Origin of the sequence: Paenibacillus pedocola, assembly GCF_031599675.1 — a bacterium.
Classification (GTDB): Bacteria; Bacillota; Bacilli; order Paenibacillales; family Paenibacillaceae; genus Paenibacillus_AQ; species Paenibacillus_AQ pedocola.
Map to the genome: position 1 here is coordinate 5,466,365 of NZ_CP134223.1, position 23,478 is coordinate 5,489,842.

Here is a 23,478-nt window from a genome sequence, read left to right on the forward strand (position 1 = left end):
ACACAGGGACAACCGGCTGGAATCGGTTGTCCCTGTGTGTTATTGCTGTAAAAAAATCTTATACAGAACCTGAGCAGCTTCTGCTCTGGTTGTCGTCCCGGCAGGACTAAGGCTAACATTGCCCCGCCCGTTGACGAAGCCCATCTTAACCATGGCTGCCATATCATCGGATGCGTATTTTGCTACTATTGAGGCATCTGTAAATTTCTTGAGATCCTCAGCTGTACCGGTCTGCAGGACTCTGCCGGCTGCCCGCAAGGCCCGCATGGTCATCACAGCCATATCCTGTCTTGTAATTTCCGCTTCTGAATTAAAACTGCCCTTCGAGCCCAGCGCGATTCCAAGAGCTTTGGCGATTCCGATCTCGTCATAATAGGGGTTGGTATTCTCAATATCACTGAAGTTAGTGTTAAATTCCGCGGAAAGCTCCAGTGTCCTTACCAGCCACGCCAGATACTCACTTCTTGTAATTTTGTTACCGGGATTGAAGCTTGTAGCGGATGTCCCGTCAATAAAGCCTTTGGAGGCCATCGTTTCAACCGCTGCCGCATACCATGTATCCTTGGATACATCACTGAAGCTCTTCTTGGTGTAAGCCACTGCATATTGGCCGGTATTCATCGCTGTAAATACCATATCTTGTTGAGCAGTATCGTATTTGGCCTTTTTGATCTGAACAGGTTTGCCGTTTGCATCCAAATGCCAAACAACAAGGTACTCAGAGTTGGCCTGCTCATCAGCTGCAGGAGTATACGGTATTTTAATTTCTGCCGGTGTATTCAGGTTACTTGCTGCTGCTGCCAATCCATCCATCTGGACAGTCCATTCAATAACAGGTCTGCTGCCGATCATCGCTTTTGTGTCAGGATTAAGCTTTGAAGTATCGGCCCAGCCGATTACCAATTGAACACTTTTCGCACCCGCTGCTGCGGTCATAAGCATATTGGAAGGTACTGTTATTGTACCGATTTCAGTAACAACCTCCACCTTTATATTAGCTTTATCCGAAGTTAACACAGTTACGGGAAGCTCCACCGCATAGGCACTTGCTCCAACTGCTTTCGGAATTTCCACTCTGACAGTCTTGACATTACCGCTGTCTGTTTGCGCCTTTTCCAGTGCTTTATTGATGTCCTCCTGACGGATTGGTGCTGCTTTGGCAATGCCGGTTTTTGTATCCGCCTTCGGAACTTCAACCTTAATCGTATGTCCTTCAACTTTGACGCTTACAGGAGCCGGCGTTGATGCTGATGTAGGCAACGGTGTAGGTGTTGGAGCCGGCGTTGCAGTCGGTTCAGGTGCCGCAGGCGTACCGCTTACTTGAATGCCTGCGGAAAGATGGCCTGCCCGATCAGCAGTCTGCAGAGTGAATGTATAGTTCTTTCCGTTGGTAAGCCCGGTGAGGGTCGCACTGCTGCCTCCCCCGCTGATATTTTGTGTAGCGATCCCTGCTCCTGTTACAACGACATGGTCAAAGCCCTCATATGACGGATTACTCCATGTAATGGTTAATTGTCCATCACCAGCCGTCACCTTTGCTCCGCCCACTTCTTCAAGTTTTGGATCTACCGGGTCAACAACCGGACCGTCGGGGACTACAATAATGATAGCGGAGCTCGGATTACTGGTAGCTGTCTCTGCATACCGGAGCTCATAACTGCCGGCCTCCAGACCTTCAATACTGGTTCCGCTGACCGGAAGATACATGCCTCCTTCTACCTTCCGGTATTCCATATCGGCAGTCACATTTTCAATCTTCCCGTCATTTCCGCCTGCAGCTGTAGGCGGGGTCACAACCAGGCTATCCGCTGCTGGCGCTTCTCTGTCATCCTTGGCTTCATTACGAATCTCTACAGTTACCGGCGGGCTTGCCTGCAGCCCCTCTGCCGCTGCATACCGGATTTGATAGCTGCCTGGCAACAGATTGTCGATTCTTGTACCGGTTACAGGCACATAGTTCTCATCGCCAAGCTTCCGGTATTCCATAGTGTCGTTTACGCCCTCAATTACCCCATTTGTCCCGGTGTCCGAATTGGCGTGCGAGATCACCCATTGACTCGGATCCGGTGCCGCCTGCTCCTGTGCCTGCGCTTCCGGAATGATAACTTCCTTATCCAGGCTGGCACTAAGCGAACCGTTCCCCATATACCGGACATAATACTTGCCGGCGGTGAGACCTGTAACCTCAGTTCCTGCGATTGCGGTGTATTCTTCTGTGCCTTCCTTCCTGTACTCCATTTCCGTTGTCACTCCGGTTAGCTTGCCATCGCCTCCGTGAAGGGTTGCCGGTGCAACCCCGGCCGGAGTTAACGGTGCCGGCCGGACCGGATTGGATGCGGCATGGACAACTTCCCATTCCCATATGCCAACACCGTTGTCATCTGCAGGTGATTGCTTCGTCATGGTAACCCGCAGTGCCTTTATCTCCAGCACTGAATCAAACGTATACTGGTTCGAGGATTCCGCCGGATTATGGTCAACTACCTTAATGCCTTCAGTTACAGCACCCGCTGTTACCCATTCATTGGTAACGCTATTGATTGGAATGTAGGAATACACATACTGGCTAGGCGGCATAATACCGCCGGCATCAGACCACAGCACCAGGTTTGAGCTCTGAATTGCAGCACCCTGCGGCCATTCATACTGCACCCATTCCTCAGCGCCTTCATGGCCCCATGTTCCCCAATGCGGGATGTTGCCGCTATCCTTCTTCCCGTCATTTACCGCAGCCAGACTCTCCCAAGGTGAGGTATAGCTGGAAGATGTATTCGCCAGAAATGCCATATTCTTATCCCGCGGACTCAGCAGAGTCAAATCACTCAGCAGCTTCTTATGCGCCCGGGCAATTTCTTCGTCTGTGGCATTCATATTCTTGATCACAGCGGTAGCTTCCGCCTTCGCAGCATCGATCGGTGCCAGACCCGGATCTAAAAAATTCGAAGGATTTAGTGTATTTACATAGTTATACACCTTGACTAGCTCTGACTTATCTGCCGCCCCTGTATATCCGTATACCTTCCATTCCAAAATACCGCAACCATTAACGGAAGGCTTCATGTCGATACGGACGCCTGTAATATATGCAGGCTCGAAGGTGGTTGTATTGTATTTATTAAGTTCATTGCCAAGTCCCTTCATGGCTCGTGGGGTATACCATTTGCCGTCCTCACTGCGAAGCATAAGCTTCATATCCTTCGGACGGAAGTTCCCTCCGCCGTCCTGGAAGACATAGACATCCATGGATGAGGCCAGGAAGGGCTGATCCCATTCATAGGTGACCCATGCCGGATCTCCTTCTCTTCCCCAGTTGTGCCATGCGCTGTTTGCCGCACCGCGGTTCGGCGAGAAATCCGCCGAGCTTTTGGGTTCAATGCCATTATTCATCGCCTCTGGATACCCGTCACCGCCGGAGAAGCTGGCAGACGCTTTGGCTGTCGGCGCAGCATTTTGCAGCCCTGTATTCACGACATACACAGTGGTCCGAACCTCGAGATCACTGCCTTTGACTATACCTTTGGCTTCGAATTCACCTGTATTTGTATAGCTGCCCGGATCAATGGCCTCCCAGACAATTTCCCCTTCACTATATCCGTCATCGGATAGAATATTCACTACTCCGGGCAGTACCGGGGCTGTATCCTTCTTAGTCACTACACTAAGTGCCCGGTAGGTGTCAACGGTGTCTTCCTTAATCTCAATCGTTACATCCTTGCTCGCCATCTTATCTTCGTCTGCCGCAGTAAAGGTAAACACATAGGTGCCTGCCTTACTTACACGCGCATAGGCTGCTGCTTTGTCACTGTCCACCAAAGAGATGTCCCCTGCGCCATCCGGCTTTTGCTTAACCGCCCATGTATAAGTCAACTTAGGCTCTCCTGCCGCACTATACACCGGGTCAGGAGTTGCCTCGCCGGACAATACCACAATACTGTTATTGGCAGTATCCTGGGCCGCAGTCACTTGGCCAATGACCGGCGGCTGTTTCTCCGGAGGGGCAGCCAGCTGGAAGGTCACCTGACCGGAGCCGGTTTTCTGCCCGTCACCCGCGCTGAGCTTAACCGTATAGGAGCCTTCTTTTGTCCCGGTAGCCTGTGTAATGCTTGCGTTCGGATGGTTGAAGCTCAGCTTCCCGCCTTCCGGAGTGCTGACAACCTCCCATTTGTAGGTTAGAATACCATCCGGCGCACCGTCATCGGTCACAATACCATTCAGCATGAACGGAACCAGGGCCTGCGGATTTTGCGTCGCCGTCTCTGCCGTAATATGCGGAGCTTCATTTTCACCGGCAGCTGACTTTTGAATGGTCAATTCAGCACTCTTAGCGCTGTCCATTTGGAACATAGCCACGCCTTTATTGTTCTTTACATAGAACTGTCCGGCTGGTTCATCATTCAGCTTGATGTTATAGTAGCCGTTCTCCATTCCAGCCCCGTCAAAAGTAATCCGGGAAGCATGCTCTTTCTGGGCAGAATTCAGAAGCTGCAGGGTAAAGCCCTTGCCGTCTTTTTGAATTTGCGCACTTTGAATTTTATCGCTTTCCAGTACCAGGTAGATTTTCTCGCCGATCAGATTGATCCGCTTGCCGAAACCGTCTTTTGGCGTAATGTGGTAGCTACCGCCTTCATCCGTGACCTGGGCGCCATATCCGAACAGCCCGAATACCGGATCTGTGACAATATCGGAACTGATACTGAGCAGGGAACCATAGAGGCCTTCCTCCGATTCACCGGAAAAATCATTCCAGCCGTTGTGCATAACGCGGGAGCCCCCGTCGTATACATCCTTGGTGCCGGTTCCTCCTTTATACATAGAATATCTCCAGGAGGTACTGCCTACAGAGTTTGCTGTGATCTGCCCCATATTGACGGCATTGAAGTTCGAAATCTTCGCCGCATAGTTACGCTGCTGCGCGATTGCGGTTTGCTCCGCGGACCTGTCATCCTCCTCATAGCGGAGCCAGTCATCCATAATGTATCCTGCTAAAGACGCTGTATATTGAAAATTCCACCAGCCTTCACCGCCGCGGAAGACCGGCACAGAGTAATGGAACCAGGTAGGCTGAATCCCACGCATGGCACGGGTTTTCCAGTCTGCCATTTCCATGCTTTTCTCGGCCGCGCCTGCACGCCCGTCTTCAGGATAATAAGTCCGCAATGCCTTGGCTGCTGCATAGGCTCCTTCCTCGCCGGTATTATCGTATTCAAATTCCGAACCGTAAGGATAAGTGGCATAAGTTATATTCCGTCCCTTGTCTAGGGCGAATTTCTGTTGCAGATTCGCCGATTCGGCCTGCATCCCCTCTTCTTTCAGGGCCTCAATCATATCCGGGATCTGCTGTTCCCCATAGAACCCGATGGCTCCGCTGGAGACACGGTTATAGTAGATGTTATAAGCCTTCTCCAGATAGAACTGCGGCGATTCCCGGTACTCAATCAGATTGGGATATGCCTTTTGGATTCGATACATGTTAAAAAATCCGGTAGCTTCCATGATCTCAGAGAATGCCCGCGTATAGGGCTTGTCTTTATCTGTGAACGCTCCGGAATCTTTGAGCCAGTTCGCAACCATATAACTTTCCTGCGTATTCTTCATGAACCGTTCCCACATAAAGTCGATCAGGTAAGTCTCAATGGAGCGGATTTCATCCGGATTTGGAGCAAGATAGTTCTTCATTGTCATGAAGTTGATGTTATCGTGGCTCCAGTCATCTCCCCAGTGGCTTGTGTTATGATCGATGCCGCTTGTAAGATACCAGTCAAAATAGTTGCCGTAAGTAGGACTTTCCGGGTCCTTGTCTTGTGTTTGCTCAGCCATAAATTGAGAATGGGCTTCCGATGTTGTATCCAGTTCGGCTAGAACATTGAATTCAAACTGGGTGAATTTATCGACCCATTCATTGCCGGCCTTCAGCTTATATTGCACACGAACACTGTTATTGCCGATAGAGCCAAACTGAAGCGAATAGATATGATGCTGTTCACCGTTGACCATCTTGGTCTCCACTAACTGATACGATTCTGTATAGTCCGGATTGCTGTCCGGAAGCCCGCGGCCGGCACGGGAATTGTCGACCATATCCTCCCTGTCCTTGCCGGGCTTGATATTCGGAATATGCGCTTCGTCAAACGGATCATTCTCACCGACATTCTGAATATCGATTGACTGTACATCAACGATACTGTCATCATAGTGCAGGTCCAGCTTTACAGGCATATTAATAGCTGTCTGAAAGCCTGGCAGCGCTACGGCATCAATCATGCCTGATTTGTACAGGATGGACCGGAGGTTCTTCTCCCGGTCTTCCATAGAGGTTGAACTATTATTCGGGCTTTGGGCATTGTCCTGCGGTGTGTTGTCCCCTGCACGTACCGCTGAGAATTTGAACTTATACGTCTTTTCCTCATCCGGTCCGAGCACCAGGCTGGAAGCATCGGTAAAGTATCCGCGGCCAGTTTTCTGTATGTCTTTGGAGTGGATATACAGAACATTCAGCCCCGGATACCAGCCTCCGCTGTCCCCCGTCCAATTCGAGAAGGTATTCGCAGAACGCTGTTCTCCTTCTTCATGCATCCAATAATCAACATACTCGATACGCGCGCCGCTTTCCGGCAACGGAGTAAACAGCATGAAATTCCCTTCACCGCTGGTACGGATAGCATAGGAATAACCGCTGTCGGCACCGGCAAAATTATGCACAGTCACCCGGTCATCATAGGTATCCGATAATGTCTGGTATTTATTATTCCAAGGCATAGGCAGGCCGATATCACCGAATTCAATATACTCCTTGCTTTTGTTCTTCACGGTAATTTCCCATAGCATTGAACCGTCGCTTGTCTCCATATCAAATACAGACTTTACGTCAAAACCTTTCATTACCCGCTCGGCCGCTGAGTCCAGGTTCTGTCCGATGAAGTTGACTTCTACCCTCTTCCCGTCGGATGAAGCCGTTTTGTTTATATAGGGGTTATCCGGATTGATGGTCGAATATTGTGTAGATCCCCCGGCTGCCAGTGTTTTATTGGTATCCACTTCAACAAAGCCCTCCCTGTTGTCAGGGAACTGTTCGCTGGCACCGGTACGGTAAGAAAAGATCATTTCACCCATCCACTGGTGCTGGATGCCATTCTGCGGCGAAGTAGTATTGGGTAGAACGAAATTGATCGGTTCATCCTGTTTATTGGCAGGGTTATTATTAATATATAATTCTTCGATCTGTCCCAGATCACCGACTTTGGCGGAAAGGCTTGCATTGGAGATATCATTCTTTACTGCGGCAGTCAAGGGCGCTGCGCTGACCCCCAGAGGCAGCGTCTGAAAGACCAGCAGCATCGAGATTGTAAGCGGCCTCAATTTCTTCAAAATCATGGTCATCATAACCTCCTATATACATGTAGTCTTAACAATGTTCTAGTACAAGGGGAACGATCTAATTCTTTAAGCCGGTAAGGGTAATACCCTCTACAAAATACCTTTGACCAATCAGATAGAAAATGACGCCTGGAGCAAAGGACAGGCATGTTGCCGCCATCGTCAACGACCAGTCGCTTTTTAGCTGGCCTCTAAAATTGGTAAGTCCAAGTGCTATCGTATATTTATCGCTAGAATTAATGTAAATCATCTGTTGAAGCAGATCATTCCATAGCCCGATGAAGATAAACAAGGCAACGACGATCATTGCCGGCCTTATGGCTGGCATAATAATATTGAACAGAATACGGAAATAACCGGCACCGTCAATGGTTGCTGCTTGATCAAGCTCCCGCGGGATGGACATTATAAACTGGCGGATCAGAAAGATATTGAATGCACCGCCCCCGCAGAAATACGGCAGAATCAAAGGCCAATAGCTGTCACTGAAGCCCAAACCCCGCGTCCAGCCGATATACAGCGGAATAAGTGTAACCATGGCAGGCAGCAGCATGGACCCTACGCAGAGTGCCCAGATCAGGCTTTTTCCGCGAAAGCGCAGCCTTGCAAAAGCATAACCGCACAAAGTAGCCGTAAAGGTACCTGCCAGGCAGGAAGGGACGATAATCACCATCGTGTTCCATAAGTACTTCCAGAATTTAAATACCTTCAGCGTCTTCTCATAATTGGAAAACAGCCAATTGTCCGGTATTAGCGAGGGCGGATATTTGTAAATCTCCGCATTCGTCATCAGCGAGGTGCGAAAAATCCACCAAATCGGGAAAATTGCCAGGATGGCAAATAATACGACGACGACAAAAGTTATAAGGTTCATTGTTCTGTTTCTGCGCTTCTTGCTTCTTAGCCTGCCGTATGCTGCTACGCTCATTTGTCGTCGCCTCCTTCATTGTAGATCCACCGGCCCGACGTCTTAAATAACAACGTAGTAAAGACTGCCAGGATAGCAAAAATAATCAGGGTCGTTGCACAGGCATAACCTAATTTGTAATTTACAAATGCCTGATCGTACATCAGATAAGTTAAAAACCGGGAAGAGTTGCCCGGGCCGCCATTGGTTAACGCAAGCGCCGGTGTTACAACTTGAAGGTTGGCAATCAGACTCATCAGCAGGTTATAAAAAATAATCGGCGTCATACATGGCAGGGTGATGTGTCGAAAGCGTTTCCAACCACCCGCGCCATCCACTTCAGCTGCTTCATGGTATACAACCGGTACGTTCTGCAGCCCCGCCAAAAAGATAACAATTAGATTCCCGGCCAGCCAAACCGAAATCAGGGAGAGGGAAGGGACGACATAGCTGGAATCAGCGATAAACAGAATCTTTTTCAGTCCCAGTTCAGAAAGGACATAGTTAAAGAATCCGAAGTTCCCCTCGTAAAGCCAAGACCATCCTACATAGATTGCTGCAGCGGGAAGCACATACGGCACATAAAATACAGCTCTAAAAAAACCTCTCGCCGGAATTTTACGGTTCAGCAGCAGCGCAATAAACAATGAATAAATCATGCTTCCGGCTACTGAAAGAGCCGCGTAGTAGATCGTCGAGATGATGGAGTCCTTAATGTAAGGATCAGCAGTAAATATTTTGATGTAATTATCGAAGCCTATGAACACGGGGCTTTTTAACCCGGTCCAATTCGTCAAGCTGATTCCCAGCACCCCGACAAGAGGCAAGTACGTCAGAAAGATTAGGCCTAGAAAAGCTGGAATCAAACATATATAAGCAACGCGTGCCTCGGCTGAAAAAATACGGGAACGCCGTTTTTGCTGTTTATTAATGGTTTCCATACTTCGCTTCCCACCTCATGTTTAGGGGATAACCGCCGCTTGTAGAGTGTCAGCGGTCATCCCCCGGTCTGTTATTGGTTGCCTGTATGAGCCGCCTTCAAAGCATCAAGATTTTTGGAGATCGCATCCTTGGCGGTAGTCTTACCAGTCCAGACATCCCCCAATATTGACCCGAGTAACGTGTTAAAGTCCGTTGTATAGTTCGTATAGAACCATGCTGCAGGTTTGGCGGCAGACGATTGCGCATAATCAACAACGGCAGACTTGTATTCGTCATATGGAGGGAAGTTTGGATTCTCAACCCATTTACGGGTGAGCGTTTCATCCTTATACCATTTATCCAGCGTCGGCATCCAAATACCCGATGAGATGAGTTCCCAGTTGTTTTCTTCGGAGTTATACCATTTCAGCCATTCCATCGCTTCTTTGGGATGTTTGGTCTGGGAAAAGACAACATTGGCGCCGCCTGTACTGATGGTAACTTTATCCTTCATGTAGGGCAGTACAGCTACGCCATAGTTCAACCCTTCTTCTTTTGCCGTATTCAGGCTGGTTCCTACGTTCCATTGACCATTTGTAGCCATAGCGACAGTACCTGCAATAATGGTACGCTGAATCCCATCATCGGTCTGTCCGACGGACAGCGGGGCAACATGGTCCTTCAAGTACAGATCTGCAACCCGCTGAATAGCTTCAACACTGGCGTCATCCCCAACCTTAACCTCTGTACCATCTTCGGAATAGAAGCCTCCACCGTTGCTGAGTGCCCAGGTTTCCAGCTGCCACGGAAGGTTCTCGACAGAAGCGCCATACTGGACGATGCTCTGTGAATTAAAGCCCTCCTCGCCGGGATGCTTGCCGTCCTTGTCATTCGTCAGTTTCTTGGCGGTTTCTACGAATTGATCCCATGTCCATGCCTGATCCAAGGCAGCCGGAGGATAAGGTACGTTCGCTTTATCAAACATGTCCTTGTTGTAATAGAGCAGGAGAATTTCATTGGCAGCAGCATAAGCAACGGTTTTTCCCTTATATTTGTAGGCCAAGCTATCCAGCGGCTTGCTGTCGCTTCCCTCGTACATGCCGCTCACATCGTTCAGCATGCCTTCCGAGGACCATTGAATAACCCCATCCTCCTTCAGCATCCCTGTATCCGGCAACTGGCCGGCTGTTGCAAGCGTATTCAGCTTTGTCATGTAGTTCTCCCAGGGAATCGCCTGCACTTCCACCTCGATTTTATCCTGGGAAGCATTGAACCGGTCCGCCACTGCCTGAGTTGTATTACCTTCAGCCGCACTTCCCCACATGGAGTAAACAATCTTGACCTTTTCAGAAGACGTTTCAGGTATTTTGGCAGGCTCTGATCCAGGTGATGCAGTATTTGTCTCATTGTTTCCGCATCCAGCAGCACTCATTACCAATGCAGCGAGGATAAGACCTGCCCCAAGTTTCTTTCCTGTTTTCATTGCTTCTGATCTCCCTTCGAAATTAGCTTGAATTTGTATGTCTATCCATTTAACCCGGCTTTCAAGTTAAACGTTTAGCATAAAGTCAAAAAGAATTTCCTTAAAAGTGATCTTTCCAGACATGTGCCGCGATATGAACAACCCTCCGTAATCTACCTCTCGTTTCTTACAGACACTCGCTTCGGAAGCGCTTACTTTATTATATCACCCATAGTTTAGATTGAAAAATGATTATTCCAACCTTTATTTATGAATTTTCAATCAGTACATTTAAGTAAAACGTTTAAAAATAAAAACCGCCAGCGCCTAACTGCATTCGGAATCTTCTAGTTAACTCTTAAGTGCTGCCCGTTCAAATTTACCATCGATAAAAAGTATACTCTTAACGTTTTCGCCTGACGCGGAGACGAATGAGAGCCCTTTTTCCAACATCACATATCTGGCCGGATAAGCTGCATAACTGGTAATCTCCCAGCCCCGTTCTGCTGGCTCAATCAGGCCATTTACACACCGCAGCTCTCCTTCGCTATCTGTATACAGGTAGGTTGTTGAACCAAAACCGAGCAGATATGCGACGAGTTCTTCTCCCATATCCCAGTCATCCCCTTCAATATTAGAGAAAAGACTGCTGAATAACGGATCACTCGACTTTTTGAAAATGGATTGGCCAAAACGGTTTCGGGAAAGCTCCGGCATATTTAAATTCGGGGCCGCTATGCTATACGTAGAAGCTGCCTCACCCGGCTTCAGTCTGCGTGTTGTTGAATACACATTCCAATCGTAACAGTTAAACATAGCCATTGTTGCGCGGTAACCGGCCTCCAGCAATCGTGTATCTCCAATCACTTCATAAGAAGACCGGGCTGCACCTGCTACTAACCCGCCCCATAATGAATGCGTCATAAAGGATAATGCTTCCCACCAGCGGTCCGGGGCATTCGCTCTATAATCGTTGCTAAATCCGATATTGGCAATCATCAGCGGGGCATATAATTCTGCTACATCAGTTAACCCAGCCAGGCACAACGCCTCAAAAGTAAGGCCAAAACCGGCATTATCATAGAAATGCTCCGTCACTGCTCCCTGATATTCTTTGGCACCTTGCTGCAATCCTCTTACAAGCTCTAACCATAGCTGATTAAGCTTATTGTACCAATAGGTTAACGCTCTCTTATTCAGATCCTCTAATAAGTCTGCAATATAAAGGATGAATACCCCTACAAGCTTAGATTCTTCCTTCTCGCGTTTATTCCGGTGACACGCCGAATCCAGCCTCATGCACATGACTTGGGCAGCCCAGGTTAAATACATTTCCGGACTTCCGTTAGATAAATATGATTTATCAAATTTAGACAACAAATAATACACATGACCGATATAATCAAAATCATAGATACGGTAAAAAGACCCGTAGAGCGGTTTGGGAAGCATAAAATCCCCATTTTCAAACCAATGATGTCTTAGATCAAAGAAGGCAGAGAGTTCAACTTTTCTGACTTGTGCCGGTACAGGAAGGGATAAAAGATTTTTCATCAGAATAAATGATAATTTGCCAAGCGATTCTCCTTGATTGGATAAGGGCAGTACAGAATAGGGCCGGGTTACTGAGGCTGTATTGAAGCTGTTGTCACATAACCATTCCGCTCTTTCCTCAAGAATTTTATGAACAGGTTCAAGGACATTGCCGACCAGCACATCACATTTTCCGTTATTGAGCTCAGCCACCAGCTTTATTTCCCCGGCTGACTTCAGCGGCAGAACCGCACGTAAACGTTTAGATTTCGCTTCAGAAAGTACTTTGAATTCATTGGAAATATCCGTTTCTTTAACCGTTCCCGCTTCATCTGTTACGCTATACATTTTAACCGACTGCAGAGCTTCCTGTTCCGGCATCTCCACTTCAGCAATAAACTTACCTTCTGTAGTAGTAACGAACGAATAGGTCCAATGGGGATGTCCGTATTTTTTTGCTTTTTGATAAAAATCCTCTTGCTCATTAAAGGTTGTGAAAATAAAAGACCATTCTCTTTCTTCTGAAGGTTCTAAGGTAACAGGTGCGTAGCCGCCGCCGTAGATCCAATCACTGTCTGCGGAGTGCTCCAGAGAACTTCCATCCTCAACAAAAGATAACCGGTGGTACAGCATTCCATCCAGTGACGGGGAGACCTGTTCCAGAAAACGATTTACATAACTGCAATACGTGCCAAAAGCGGCAACACGTTCCCCGGTGCTGTATATGGCAAGATGAGGAGCCTCATTACTTCTGCGGACCGCTGCAAATTTGCTGAAATCCCCGCCTAAATGCGGAAATACCGCGCAAGAATGCTTGATATTCCTCAAGACATCACGATCACGGAACATAATATATGCCAGAGAAAACCAGCTGTGAAATCCATTGATTCTTACCGTATGAGCAGCAGGATTTGAACACCGGATCTTCCATTTCCATTCTCCATTAGTGTTCAGCAGATATTCATATTGGACTTTAAATTTATCATGCACAAAAGTTACCGTAGCCGAGAGATCCTCTACAACTTCAATATACGGTTGCAGGTTAGCGCTTTCAATCCGTTCATCATCCACTACAGCATGCCACTGTCCGAAATGCTTATCCTCGTTAGAGTAACCGGCCTCTTGCTCATAGTTAGAATCAATTACCCAGTTCATCCTTACAGGATCGTCTGCCAAGAATAAGGATTCGACCGTTCCCCGGGAAGAGAGGGACACTTCAAAAGTATCATTACGAAGCAGTCTCAAGTTCTCACTCCTAATGTTTAGATTTAAACGTTTAGATCTCGCGGTATAGCACTCCAATATCCATTTAAAATCTAAGCTAACCGTCTGAACTCATTTGTACAAAAGAGACTGTTTTATTCGCGGGTACAGTCTCCTCCGGCAATCGTTATTTAACACCGCTTCTAGGCGCAGCCACAGAATCCCGCTCAATCAGTTTGCATACCGGGGGATCCTCTATCGCCTCCTCATTTCCGCTGATCCTATTTCTAAGAGCCTTCATCGCCAATATCCCCATATCATGCAGCGGTAAATCCATGGTCGTAATTCTCGGGCTCAAATAAGCGCTGAATTCCCGGTTATCAAAACCTACAATGGACAGATCCTTAGGTACAGAGATCCCCCGTTCAGATGCAGCCCGGAGTGCACCGGCAGCCATCAAATCATTCATAATGAGAATAGCCGTAGGCGGGTCCGGCAATTCCATAAGTTCACCCAGAAGCTGATATCCCGATTCTCCTCCCCAGTCACCTACTTTGATAAACTGCGGGTCGAAATACAGCTGAAATTCAGTCAGCGCCTTATAATAACCGTTAAACCGCAGCCTCGAAGGAATCGAATCCATTAATCCGCTGATGACCGCGATTCGAGAATGTCCCTTACTGACTAAATATTGGATGGCATCATACGAGGCTTGCTCATCATTATATTGAATGGAACACTCATTCTGTGCGTAACAATACGTGTAGACAATCGGCCTGTCATTCGTATGAATCAGTCCCGTTAAATCACGGGGATGTACACCAATATACACGATACCCTCAACCTGGTTAGATAATAGATCCGATACCGCAGCCTGAGCATGCTTTTGATAAGTAGAGGTATCCGCATAATTATAGCCTACCTTTTTTTGCAGCCGCAGGTTGGTTAACAGAATATGCATATCATGCTTCTCTGCATATTCATTGATTCCATCAATAATTTCCGGTGTGTTAAAGACGGTTATGTCTTCCGCAATGACTCCGATCGTGTTCGTTCTTCTGCTCTTTAAGCTCTGTGCAATCGCATTAGGCCTATAATTAAATTCTTCTATTACCTTTAAGACTCTCTCTTTCGTCTCGGGTCTTACGTTGCGTGTGCCATTTATCACATATGATACTATCGCGGTGGATACATTTGCGCGCAAGGCAATATCTTTAATTCCGATTTTTTTCATATAATCACCCTGTTTAAACGTTTTACATTGCGCAAATATTGTATCATTAACGCTACATGACATTCAAACCTTTAATTCATCCTGCCATAATAACAAGATCAGGTAGCAGCAGCTGCAGATAAAATCATATTCTCCAGGTTGTGAATTTCATCTCTGGAATTGGAAAGGCCAATGATACAGCAAGACGATAAAGTTTCACCTTCCCGCATAAATAGTGCCTCGCCGTCTATGATCTTCTGCGACATCCGATTCGGCCGTGTTCTGCAGGGTTCGATGGCGAACATCAAACTGCTGTCAATCTGTTTAGCTATAAGTGATCTGGGGAAATCGTAAAGCGGCCTGATGACATAACCCGCATAAGTCTTTCCCGTATTTACAACCATCTCACCTGTGAGTCCTCTGCTTAGGTTCATTTTACTCATGAACGGGGCAATTTTATCAAAGCTAGATAGGCCCACTACCTGTCCGGGAACATACTGGTAACATCTAATTGGAGATGCCCCCTCTTCCTTGGAGGGAATATGGAAAGGATCCTTCTCCGCAGGAGCTGAGTCTCTTAATAATAACTCATGCTGATTAGCGGGCAGAACATATCTGCCGCCCTGACTCATGTACGCCCCCGACAATTGTATATGGTATCCGTCATCGAGAACCTGTACCTGGCCGCTGCTGTTCCTTACTGTTTCCTCACGTAAAAGAAGAGTTCCACCCCATACTGCACTCATTTGTATCCGTTTCTCAAATATCAGCTCGCCTTCCCGGTTCTTGACCGGGACCCTTCCTTCTATCCTCACGGACTGGTCATCCCAGGTAACTTGAATACTCTCCGGCAGTGTTTCCGAATACGATCCCGTGCCATGCAGAGTAAAGCCTTCACCCGGTGTCCCGAAACATTCCGGACCAATAGCAGCTACCGCTCCGTAAAAGCCCTTCATCCAGCCTGTTCCGTTGGACTCATTAAGATCTACGTTTGAGGGATGCAGTAAATAGTCCTCGCTCCTGTCCCAGCTCATCTTTTCTGACCCCAGATGAAGTTCACCGATGTCCATCCCTCTTTCAAGGAGTACAGTGAACCGTAAGCTTCCATTCGATATCTCGATCATAGTCATTGAGGCTCCCTTTACATCCGTAATGCTGACTTTATTTATATAGCCCTGATTAGGAAGATCCATGCTCTGATTATGAGGGTCTGATAACGTCCACTTATTCATTGCCTGAAGCCCTCCTCTCTGTAACGGCTTAACCTTTGACTCCGCCTACAGTCAATCCCTCAATAAAATAACGTTGGAAGAATAAGAACAGGATCAGGATGGGCAGAATGGCCAGCACAGCACCTGCAATCAGCGCCTCATAATTGCTGCCCAGCGGCGTAACAAAGGATGCGAGTCCAATAGGCAGCGTGAATTTGTCGGTGGTTCTGAGGACGATCAGCGGCCAGAGGAAGTTATTCCAGCTGTTCATCGCCTGCAGAATCGTAATCGCTCCGTAAGCCGGTGCCATCAACGGCACCATAATTCTGAAGAAAATTCCGAATTCTGTACAACCGTCGATCCGCCCGGCATCCATAAAATCCTTTGGCAGCCCAAGCGCAAACTGGCGGAAGAAAAAAATCGGCAGAGGCGCAACCATAAAGGGCAGGATAATGCCCCATACGGTGTTGATCAGCTTCAGGCTTACTGTCAGTTTGTATAATGGAAGCAAAATAATTTCAACCGGGATCATCATTACAATCAGAACCAGTGTGAAAATCAGATTACGGCCTTTGAACCGGTACATGCCAAGTCCATAGCCCACCATGGATGAGAAGAGCAGACTAAGCAAGGTAAACAATACTGTAATGATTACACTATTCGAATACCATTCGAAATAATGGCCCGCCTCACCTTTCCCGGTAAAGATACTGCGGTAATTATCCAGACTCATTACATCAAAATCTAGCCTGACATTCAGCCCGTACCGGAACAGCTCACTGGCCGGCTTCAAGGAAGCCAGAAACAGAGCGTATAGAGGGAACAGCATCAGCACTGCCAGTATGGCGAACAATACCAGCAGGAGCCAAGAAGCAGCAGTGAATTTTTTACGCTGTACAGTTTCCATCCCCCTACTCCTCCTTCTTGAACATGCCGGTTAAAATAAGCTGCAGCATACTGACTGCCAGGGTAATGCCTAACAGCGTAACGCCGATGGCCGAACCAAAGCCAAGATTGAAATACTGAAAACCCTGCTGATAAATGTATCCAACAATCGTCAGCCCAATATTTTGCGGCGACGGCTTACCGGCCCACAGCATGTAGCTTTCGGTGAACATGGCATAACCACCATAAATACTAATTGTCAGCACATAGACAGTGATTGGTTTCAGCAACGGTACTGTAATCTTCATAAACTTCGTTCTTGTACCTGCTCCATCAATATCTGCTGCTTCATACAAATCAGACGGGATATTCTGCAGTGCAGAAAGGAAATAAAGGATGTTAATTCCGATCCAGCGCCAAGAGGCCAGCACCAGCAGCGCAAACATTGAAAGCTCTGAGCTGTACAGCCACCGCTGGCTGGAAATACCGAACAAATGCAGGAACGAATTCATCAAAGCGCCATCCAATTCTCCAAAGATCATGCGGAACACCACCCCGGCTACCACTACTGATGTAAGGGCGGGGATAAACAACGTCGAGCGAAAAAAATTACTGAACGGCATTTTTTTCGAATTCAGCATGACTGCGAGCAGTAAGGGAATCGGTATCAGCAGAAGCAGCGTAAACAGTGTATAGCGGCTGCTGTTGTATAACGCATCTGCGAAATCTGTATTCCACAGCTCGCGGTAATTATCCAGACCGACAAAGGTGACTTCACCGGGCAATACACTTTGAAAGCTCATTATGATAGCATTGATCAACGGATAAGCGAAAAACAACAGAAACGAGATTATAAACGGCAATACAAACAAATATGGGGCGAGATGCTGAGAATTTGCCAGCCGATTTCGCGGCTTAGAGGCCAAAGCCGGCTCTCTGTTTATTTGTTGCTGCATAGAATCGCCTCCACTCCTTTCATTCTTCCTGCACGATTAGATTAAAGGCCGTTATCGGTATTAACGGCCGTCTTAATAAGTATAGAGGTTATTTCAGGCTATCCTGCACCTTCTTCAATACAACTGCCGGATCAGCCATATCGATGAAAATCATTGGAATCGCTTCGTTACGGATGGCGTCAAATACTTTTGGCGAGATTTCACGAATGTTGACTGGTGCGATTTCATCCTTGACGCTAAGCAGCGTATCGAAGATGTCCGTGCCGAAATAGTCCGTGTATTTATTGGATTCCTTCATTGCAGGATCATTCCACACATCGGTACGGATAGGGTCAAATCCGAGCTGCTTCCAAATTTGAATATTCCCCTCCTTGGAAAGCTTGGCGTACGACAGGAATTCCTTCAGCAGTTCCGGATTTTTGGCCTGATTAGTAATAGAGGTTGCGGTTCCTCCCATACCTGCGGAACGGTTTCCGCCCTCAGTCCAAGCCGGCATCGGACGAATGATCATTTTACCTTTGAGATCGGGCATATGGTCGGTGAAGCGGCCCATGAACCAGAACGGCATAAAGACAGAGGCAGCGCTTTCAGAGTCCATGTAGCCAAAGTATTCTTCGGTATCATGGCCTGCACCCGGAGCAACAGCTGCTACGCCCTCCTTGACCAGCTTCTGGAAGAATTGCATTGTCTGCACATTGACCGGGGTATCTACTGTAGCATTGCCGTCTTTATCCACTTGGTCAGAGCCTTGTTGGCTAATCGCCGGCCACCATGACCAGTTGCCGTTGCCTTCAAATGTAATCATAGGCTTGCCAGTCTTTTCCAGCATAGTTTTGCCGGCAGTTTCGAAGTCGGTCCAGGTCTTGATATCGTCGGCGTTCAATCCGGCTTGATCCATCAGTTCTTTATTGTAGTACATCACCGTAGCGCCAACATGGTAGTCAATACCATAATACGTAGAGTCCTTACTATAGATCTCCACTCTGGACTTGACGATATTGCCCAGCTCCGGTTCAAGGATATCATTCAAGGAAACTAGCTGCGGTGTGCCTTTCATGAAATTCGGGAATTTGCTCTGCTCAATATCGACCAGGTCGGGAGCGCCTACACCGGATTGCAGTGCAATCAGCAGTTTGGTATGCATATCGTCATAAGGAATCGTCGTGCCCTCCAGCTCAATTTGCTTGTCGGGATGGGATTGGTTCCAGCTGTCCGCCATACTCTCCATAAATTTCTGATGTGCATCCACAAAAGTCCAGAAGACCAGTTTCTCCGCCTTTGCGCTTCCCCCTGCATTGGTTGTGCTCTCGGCTTGAGCGTTATCTGTTTTTACCGGCGCGCTACCGGTAGCGTTCTTAGTATTATTTCCAGCCCCCCCGCAGCCGCTAAGTCCCATACTCAGAGCCATCATTGCTGCCAGTGTAACTAACCCTTGCTTCTTCATGTATAACCCTCCTTGAATATATTTTTGTTTATCTATCCCACTTAAGGAGATAGGTTCTGCCAACAGATTTTATATCATTACACTGTTAAAGAAAGCGCTTTACTTATAATATGACATGATATAACATTAAAATAAACAAGGTTATTCAACCTGATTTTTAATATTTTCAATCTCTGGAGGAATCCTGTATATGAGTGCACGCATCCTGCATTTCATTTCACCGCCTATTCCTTATTTTGTTGACTGCGGTCATGCATCGTACGAAATCGGTGATTATCATATCGACCGCAACTGCATAGGCGTATTCGATCTGATCGTGGTCGTCAAAGGTATTCTACCGGTCGGCGAGAATGAAGTACTATGGGAATTGCGGGAAGGTGAAGGGATGATTCTCCTCCCGGACGGCCATCATTACGGGTTTGCCCCCTGCACGGAGAAAACAGAAATTATCTGGATTCATTTCCAGACCTTCGGCAGCTGGCAGGAGTGTGCCGATATGAGCGAATGTCTCGGCAATCAGCAGGCATTAATCGAGGAGCACAAAAGTAAAGCCTACCTCAATCACGCCGATGTCTGTTCGATCTTTATCCCGAAGCATATGAAGATCTCTGCCAAAGCAATGGAACAGCTGGAGCTGTTCTTCGAACAGGAATCCGAGCCGAAATCGATGCGTAACTGGCGGCGCCAGGCGATCTTCCAGTCCTTCCTGCAATATCTGGACCGGGATCTGGCCTCGCCGAGCGACGCTACAGCGATTCATCTGGCGGAACAGATCGAGCTGTACATCCGCAGCCATTACATGCATGATCTCACCAATCCGGTGCTCCAGAAGGCATTAAACTATCATCCCAACTACCTGGCGAAAAGCATGCTTAAAGTCTATGGCATGACACCAATGGCGTATCTGCAATATTACCGGATTGAGCAATCCAAGCGGCTGCTGCTCCTAACTTCCTGGCCTGTGGCGCGAATTGCCGAGGAGGTCGGCTTCCATCATGTATCGCATTATTCCTCCTGCTTCTCCAAGAAGGAAGGTCTCTCCCCATCGGCGTTCCGCAGCAAATTTGCAAAGGAGCGCTAGATCGCTAATGCTTCCGCAAACGGATTACATTCCATGACAACGCCGGCAAAACTGCAGTCAGATAGCCATCATCCACCTTGGCATCATGGATCCGGTGCGGAAGGACTGTATCCGGAGCATCGGCAGTATTGACTGCTTTCACATCTCCACTCGTCATCACAATCTGCTCTATCACCCGGTAGCCGGCAAATCCCCGAACATCACACACCAGCTTGTTCGACTCCACAAGGCTTTTATTGACCGCAAAGATCGTCAGCTCCTCCTGTGCTTCATGGTACACAATCGCTGTATCCAGCAGCGGCACATCCGTATAGTCCTTGCAGTCGTATTTCGCACAATTCAGTACTGGCACGAGTACGGTACCTCTGCCATATAGAGAAGCATGCAGATACGGATAATAAATTGTCTGCTTCCAGGCGCGGCCGCCCGTTTCCGTCATTATTGGCGCAATAGCGTTAACAAGCTGGGCCAGGCAGGCGATTTTGACCCGGTCGGCATGATTGAGTAGCGTAATCAGCATGCTGCCGACCATCAGCGCATCCTCGAAAGTATAGCAGTCCTCCAGCAGTTCCGGCGCATGCTGCCAAGGGGCAACCTGTTTGTTGCTCTCCAGCGTATGGAACCACACATTCCATTCATCAAAGGACAGATGCAGCGTCTTACGGCTGCGTTGTTTAGCCTTGATATAATCACAGACGGCGATAATCTCACGAATGAAATGATCCATATCCAATGAGCGGGCCAGATAGTTCGCAGTATCGTTATCGGCGTTGCCGTAATACGTATGCAGTGACAAATAGTCAACTTGCTCATAGGTATGATCGAGCACTACCGCTTCCCATTCTGCGTAAGTGGGCATTGAACGGAATGAGCTGCCGCATGCAACCAGCTCAATCCCGGGGTCGACCAGCCGCATCGCCTTGGCGGTTTCACTGGCTAGGCGTCCGTATTCAACCGCTGTCTTCTGGCCGATCTGCCAGGGTCCATCCATTTCATTGCCGAGGCACCAAGTCTTGATCCGATGAGGTTCCTTGTATCCATGTGCCACACGCAGATCGCTGTACTGCGTTCCGCCCGGATGGTTGCAATACTCCAGCAGATGCCGCGCAGCATCGACACCCCGGGTGCCCAGATTGACAGCCATCATGACATCCGCTCCTATGCTCCTGGCCCATTCAATAAACTCATTTGTTCCAACCTTATTCGGCTCAATACTCCGCCAGGCAAGATCCAGACGGCTTGGACGTTCTTCTACCGGCCCTACGCCATCCTCCCAGTTGTAGCCCGACACAAAGTTGCCGCCCGGATAGCGTATCAACGGCACCCCGATGTCACGAATCAGACCGGCAACATCGCGGCGGAAGCCGGCATTATCCGCTTCGGGATGTCCCGGATCATAGATTCCGCCGTACACGGCGCGACCCAAATGCTCGATAAATGAGCTGTACAGCCGAGGATCAACTTCCGCCAACCGGTACGCTTTGTCGATAATTAATGCGGCGTTATTCATAGTGGTCATGCTAACGCTCCTTATCATTTTTAAATTCACAACCTCCAAGCAATCGCTTACAACAAATATATTACAGGAATTAAGTGGGTTTAAACAGCATAGTATTCAATCAGAATTTTTATATTTACAACCTTTTATTCAGACGAAAAAAACACCGCTGAGGCTCAAGGCGGCCTGGCGGTTTATGTGGAAAATAAACGGGAAGAGCCGTTGGAGCTAGGGTACGTCCCATGGCTCCAACGGCTCTTCCCTGTATATGCTTAGCTGCGACGGATTTATTCCCGTCCGATACCCCGCTGCCGCATCCCCTCGAACAGCAGAATCGTCGCCGCCATCGCCGCGTTCAGTGATTCGGCCCGGCCGGCCATCGGGATGATGATGCTTTTGTCGACCAGCGCTGCCGTTTCCGGTGAGATCCCCTTACCTTCGCTGCCGATCAGCAGCCACTGGCTGCCGCGGAAATCGTGGGTATAGCAGGAGTCCTCTCCGGTCAGCGAGGTGCTGACGAGAAGTGCGCCGCATTCCCGCGCCTGCGGAAGAACCACACTTAAATCCCCCTCCACTACAGGGAGGTGGAACATCGAGCCCATTGTGGAGCGGATGGTCTTCGGGTTATACAAATCCGCGCAGCCCTGGCCGAGAATGACTCCGTCTGCGCCTGCCGCATCCGCGCTGCGGATGATCGTGCCCACATTGCCCGGGTCCTGGACGCCGTCCAGCACAACAACCAGGCTGTCCGGCTTCACGAGGATACCCTCCACGCCCTGCTGCTCCTTGCGGACAACCGCAAAAACCGGCTGCGGGGTATTCGTGCTGCTGCACTTGGCGATGACTGCTGCAGAGACACCAATGACCTCCATGCCCTGTACGGCCTGAAGGTGAGCTTTCAGCTCGGACGGCATGCCTTTGTCGAGATCATAGGCCAGGATTTCTACCTCGGCTTCAGCCAGCAGCGCCTCCTGCACGAGGTGTATACCTTCCACGATATATTTACCGGTCTTGTCGCGGTGCTTCTTCTCCTGCAGCCCGGCCCATTCCTTCACCCGCGTATTTTGCGCAGAAATAATTTCCATGAGGTCCTACCTTTCTATTCTACATTCACTCTACTGATAAGCCATTTCCAGCTTCGTCAGATGCTCCTTGCGCCCGACGATGACAAGCACATCGCCTTCGCTCAGCCGGTCTTCAGCCCGCGGAGAAATGTTCATCTCCTCGCCCCGGCGGATCGCCATGACGTTACAGCCATATTTGGCGCGGATATTCAGCTCTTGGAGATTTTTGCCCAGCATCGGCTTTGGCACTTTCATATCCAGAATGCTGTAATCCGGCGACAGCTCGATATAATCCAGGATGTTCGGCGAAGCCAGATGATGCGCTACCCGCATGCCCATATCCCGTTCGGGATAGATAACTTTGTCCGCACCAATCTTACTTAATACCTTGCCGTGCAGCTCGCTTTTGGCCTTGACCAGAATTGCCGGCACACCAAGATCCTTCAGGATCAGCGTCGTAAGGATGCTGGCCTGAATATCCTCTCCGATTGCCACAACCACAACATCAAAGTTGCGGATGCCAAGCGCGCGCAGCGCTTCCTCATCGGTGGAGTCTGCGGATACGGCATGGGTTACAATACCGGAGATTTCCTGGGTACGCTGCTCATCGGCATCGATCGCCAGTACATCAAATCCCATCCCGCTGAGCGCCTTGGCTACACTTGAGCCGAAACGTCCCATTCCGATGACGGCATATTGTTTTTTGGCCATGTCCGTGTACCTCCC

At 48.5% G+C, this 23,478-nt stretch carries 14 protein-coding genes; 1 reads left to right on the forward strand and 13 read right to left on the reverse strand.

Annotation, left to right across the window (positions count from 1 at the left end; genetic code table 11):
• Nucleotides 1-39: 39 nt before the first annotated feature.
• The 10 genes from QU597_RS24185 to QU597_RS24230 form a co-directional block, all read right to left on the reverse strand.
• Entirely contained in the window at nt 40-7,371 is a 7,332-nt protein-coding gene (locus QU597_RS24185; RefSeq protein WP_310830171.1) for a DUF5695 domain-containing protein, read from the reverse strand.
• A 61-nt stretch (nt 7,372-7,432) separates the two neighbouring features.
• The gene (locus QU597_RS24190; protein WP_310830172.1) at nt 7,433-8,302 is read right to left on the reverse strand and encodes a carbohydrate ABC transporter permease; all 870 of its coding nucleotides are present in this window, start codon (nt 8,300-8,302) and stop codon (nt 7,433-7,435) included.
• Complete coding sequence (locus QU597_RS24195; protein WP_310830173.1) at nt 8,299-9,222, reverse strand: carbohydrate ABC transporter permease; 924 nt, start codon at nt 9,220-9,222, stop codon at nt 8,299-8,301. The genes QU597_RS24190 and QU597_RS24195 overlap by 4 nt, the downstream gene beginning before the upstream one ends.
• Before the next feature lie 71 nt (nt 9,223-9,293).
• Nucleotides 9,294-10,685: an ABC transporter substrate-binding protein gene (locus QU597_RS24200; protein ID WP_310830174.1), complete on the reverse strand. Its 1,392-nt coding sequence runs from the start codon at nt 10,683-10,685 to the stop codon at nt 9,294-9,296.
• A 330-nt stretch (nt 10,686-11,015) separates the two neighbouring features.
• Complete coding sequence (locus tag QU597_RS24205; protein ID WP_310830175.1) at nt 11,016-13,442, reverse strand: hypothetical protein; 2,427 nt, start codon at nt 13,440-13,442, stop codon at nt 11,016-11,018.
• A gap of 145 nt (nt 13,443-13,587) precedes the next feature.
• A complete protein-coding gene (locus QU597_RS24210; RefSeq protein WP_310830176.1) occupies nt 13,588-14,634 on the reverse strand; it encodes a LacI family DNA-binding transcriptional regulator in 1,047 nt (348 codons plus the stop codon).
• 98 nt (nt 14,635-14,732) lie between these two features.
• Nucleotides 14,733-15,845, reverse strand: coding sequence for a DUF4432 family protein (locus QU597_RS24215; RefSeq protein WP_310830177.1), 1,113 nt, complete (start codon nt 15,843-15,845; stop codon nt 14,733-14,735).
• Between the two features lie 28 nt (nt 15,846-15,873).
• Nucleotides 15,874-16,731 carry a carbohydrate ABC transporter permease gene (locus tag QU597_RS24220; RefSeq protein WP_310830178.1) on the reverse strand — a complete coding sequence of 286 codons (858 nt, stop codon included), beginning with the start codon at nt 16,729-16,731 and terminating at the stop codon, nt 15,874-15,876.
• A gap of 4 nt (nt 16,732-16,735) precedes the next feature.
• Nucleotides 16,736-17,665, reverse strand: a complete 930-nt coding sequence (locus QU597_RS24225; RefSeq protein WP_310830179.1) for a carbohydrate ABC transporter permease — start codon at nt 17,663-17,665, stop codon at nt 16,736-16,738.
• A gap of 88 nt (nt 17,666-17,753) precedes the next feature.
• Nucleotides 17,754-19,109 (reverse strand): ABC transporter substrate-binding protein, encoded by a 1,356-nt coding sequence (locus QU597_RS24230; protein WP_310830180.1) that lies wholly within the window; start codon nt 19,107-19,109, stop codon nt 17,754-17,756.
• A 190-nt stretch (nt 19,110-19,299) separates the two neighbouring features.
• Here QU597_RS24230 and QU597_RS24235 point away from each other — a divergent pair, with 190 nt between their 5' ends.
• Entirely contained in the window at nt 19,300-20,190 is an 891-nt protein-coding gene (locus QU597_RS24235; RefSeq protein WP_310830181.1) for a helix-turn-helix transcriptional regulator, read from the forward strand.
• A 4-nt stretch (nt 20,191-20,194) separates the two neighbouring features.
• Here the strand turns inward: QU597_RS24235 and arfA are convergent, their stop codons facing one another.
• The 3 genes from arfA to QU597_RS24250 all read right to left on the reverse strand — a co-directional run bounded on the left by arfA (nt 20,195) and on the right by QU597_RS24250 (nt 23,463).
• Nucleotides 20,195-21,709: an arabinosylfuranosidase ArfA gene (arfA, locus tag QU597_RS24240; protein ID WP_310830182.1), complete on the reverse strand. Its 1,515-nt coding sequence runs from the start codon at nt 21,707-21,709 to the stop codon at nt 20,195-20,197.
• Between the two features lie 266 nt (nt 21,710-21,975).
• A complete protein-coding gene (locus QU597_RS24245; RefSeq protein WP_310830184.1) occupies nt 21,976-22,773 on the reverse strand; it encodes a TrmH family RNA methyltransferase in 798 nt (265 codons plus the stop codon).
• Between the two features lie 30 nt (nt 22,774-22,803).
• Entirely contained in the window at nt 22,804-23,463 is a 660-nt protein-coding gene (locus tag QU597_RS24250) for a potassium channel family protein (RefSeq protein WP_054943882.1), read from the reverse strand.
• Between the last annotated feature and the right edge of the window lie 15 nt (nt 23,464-23,478).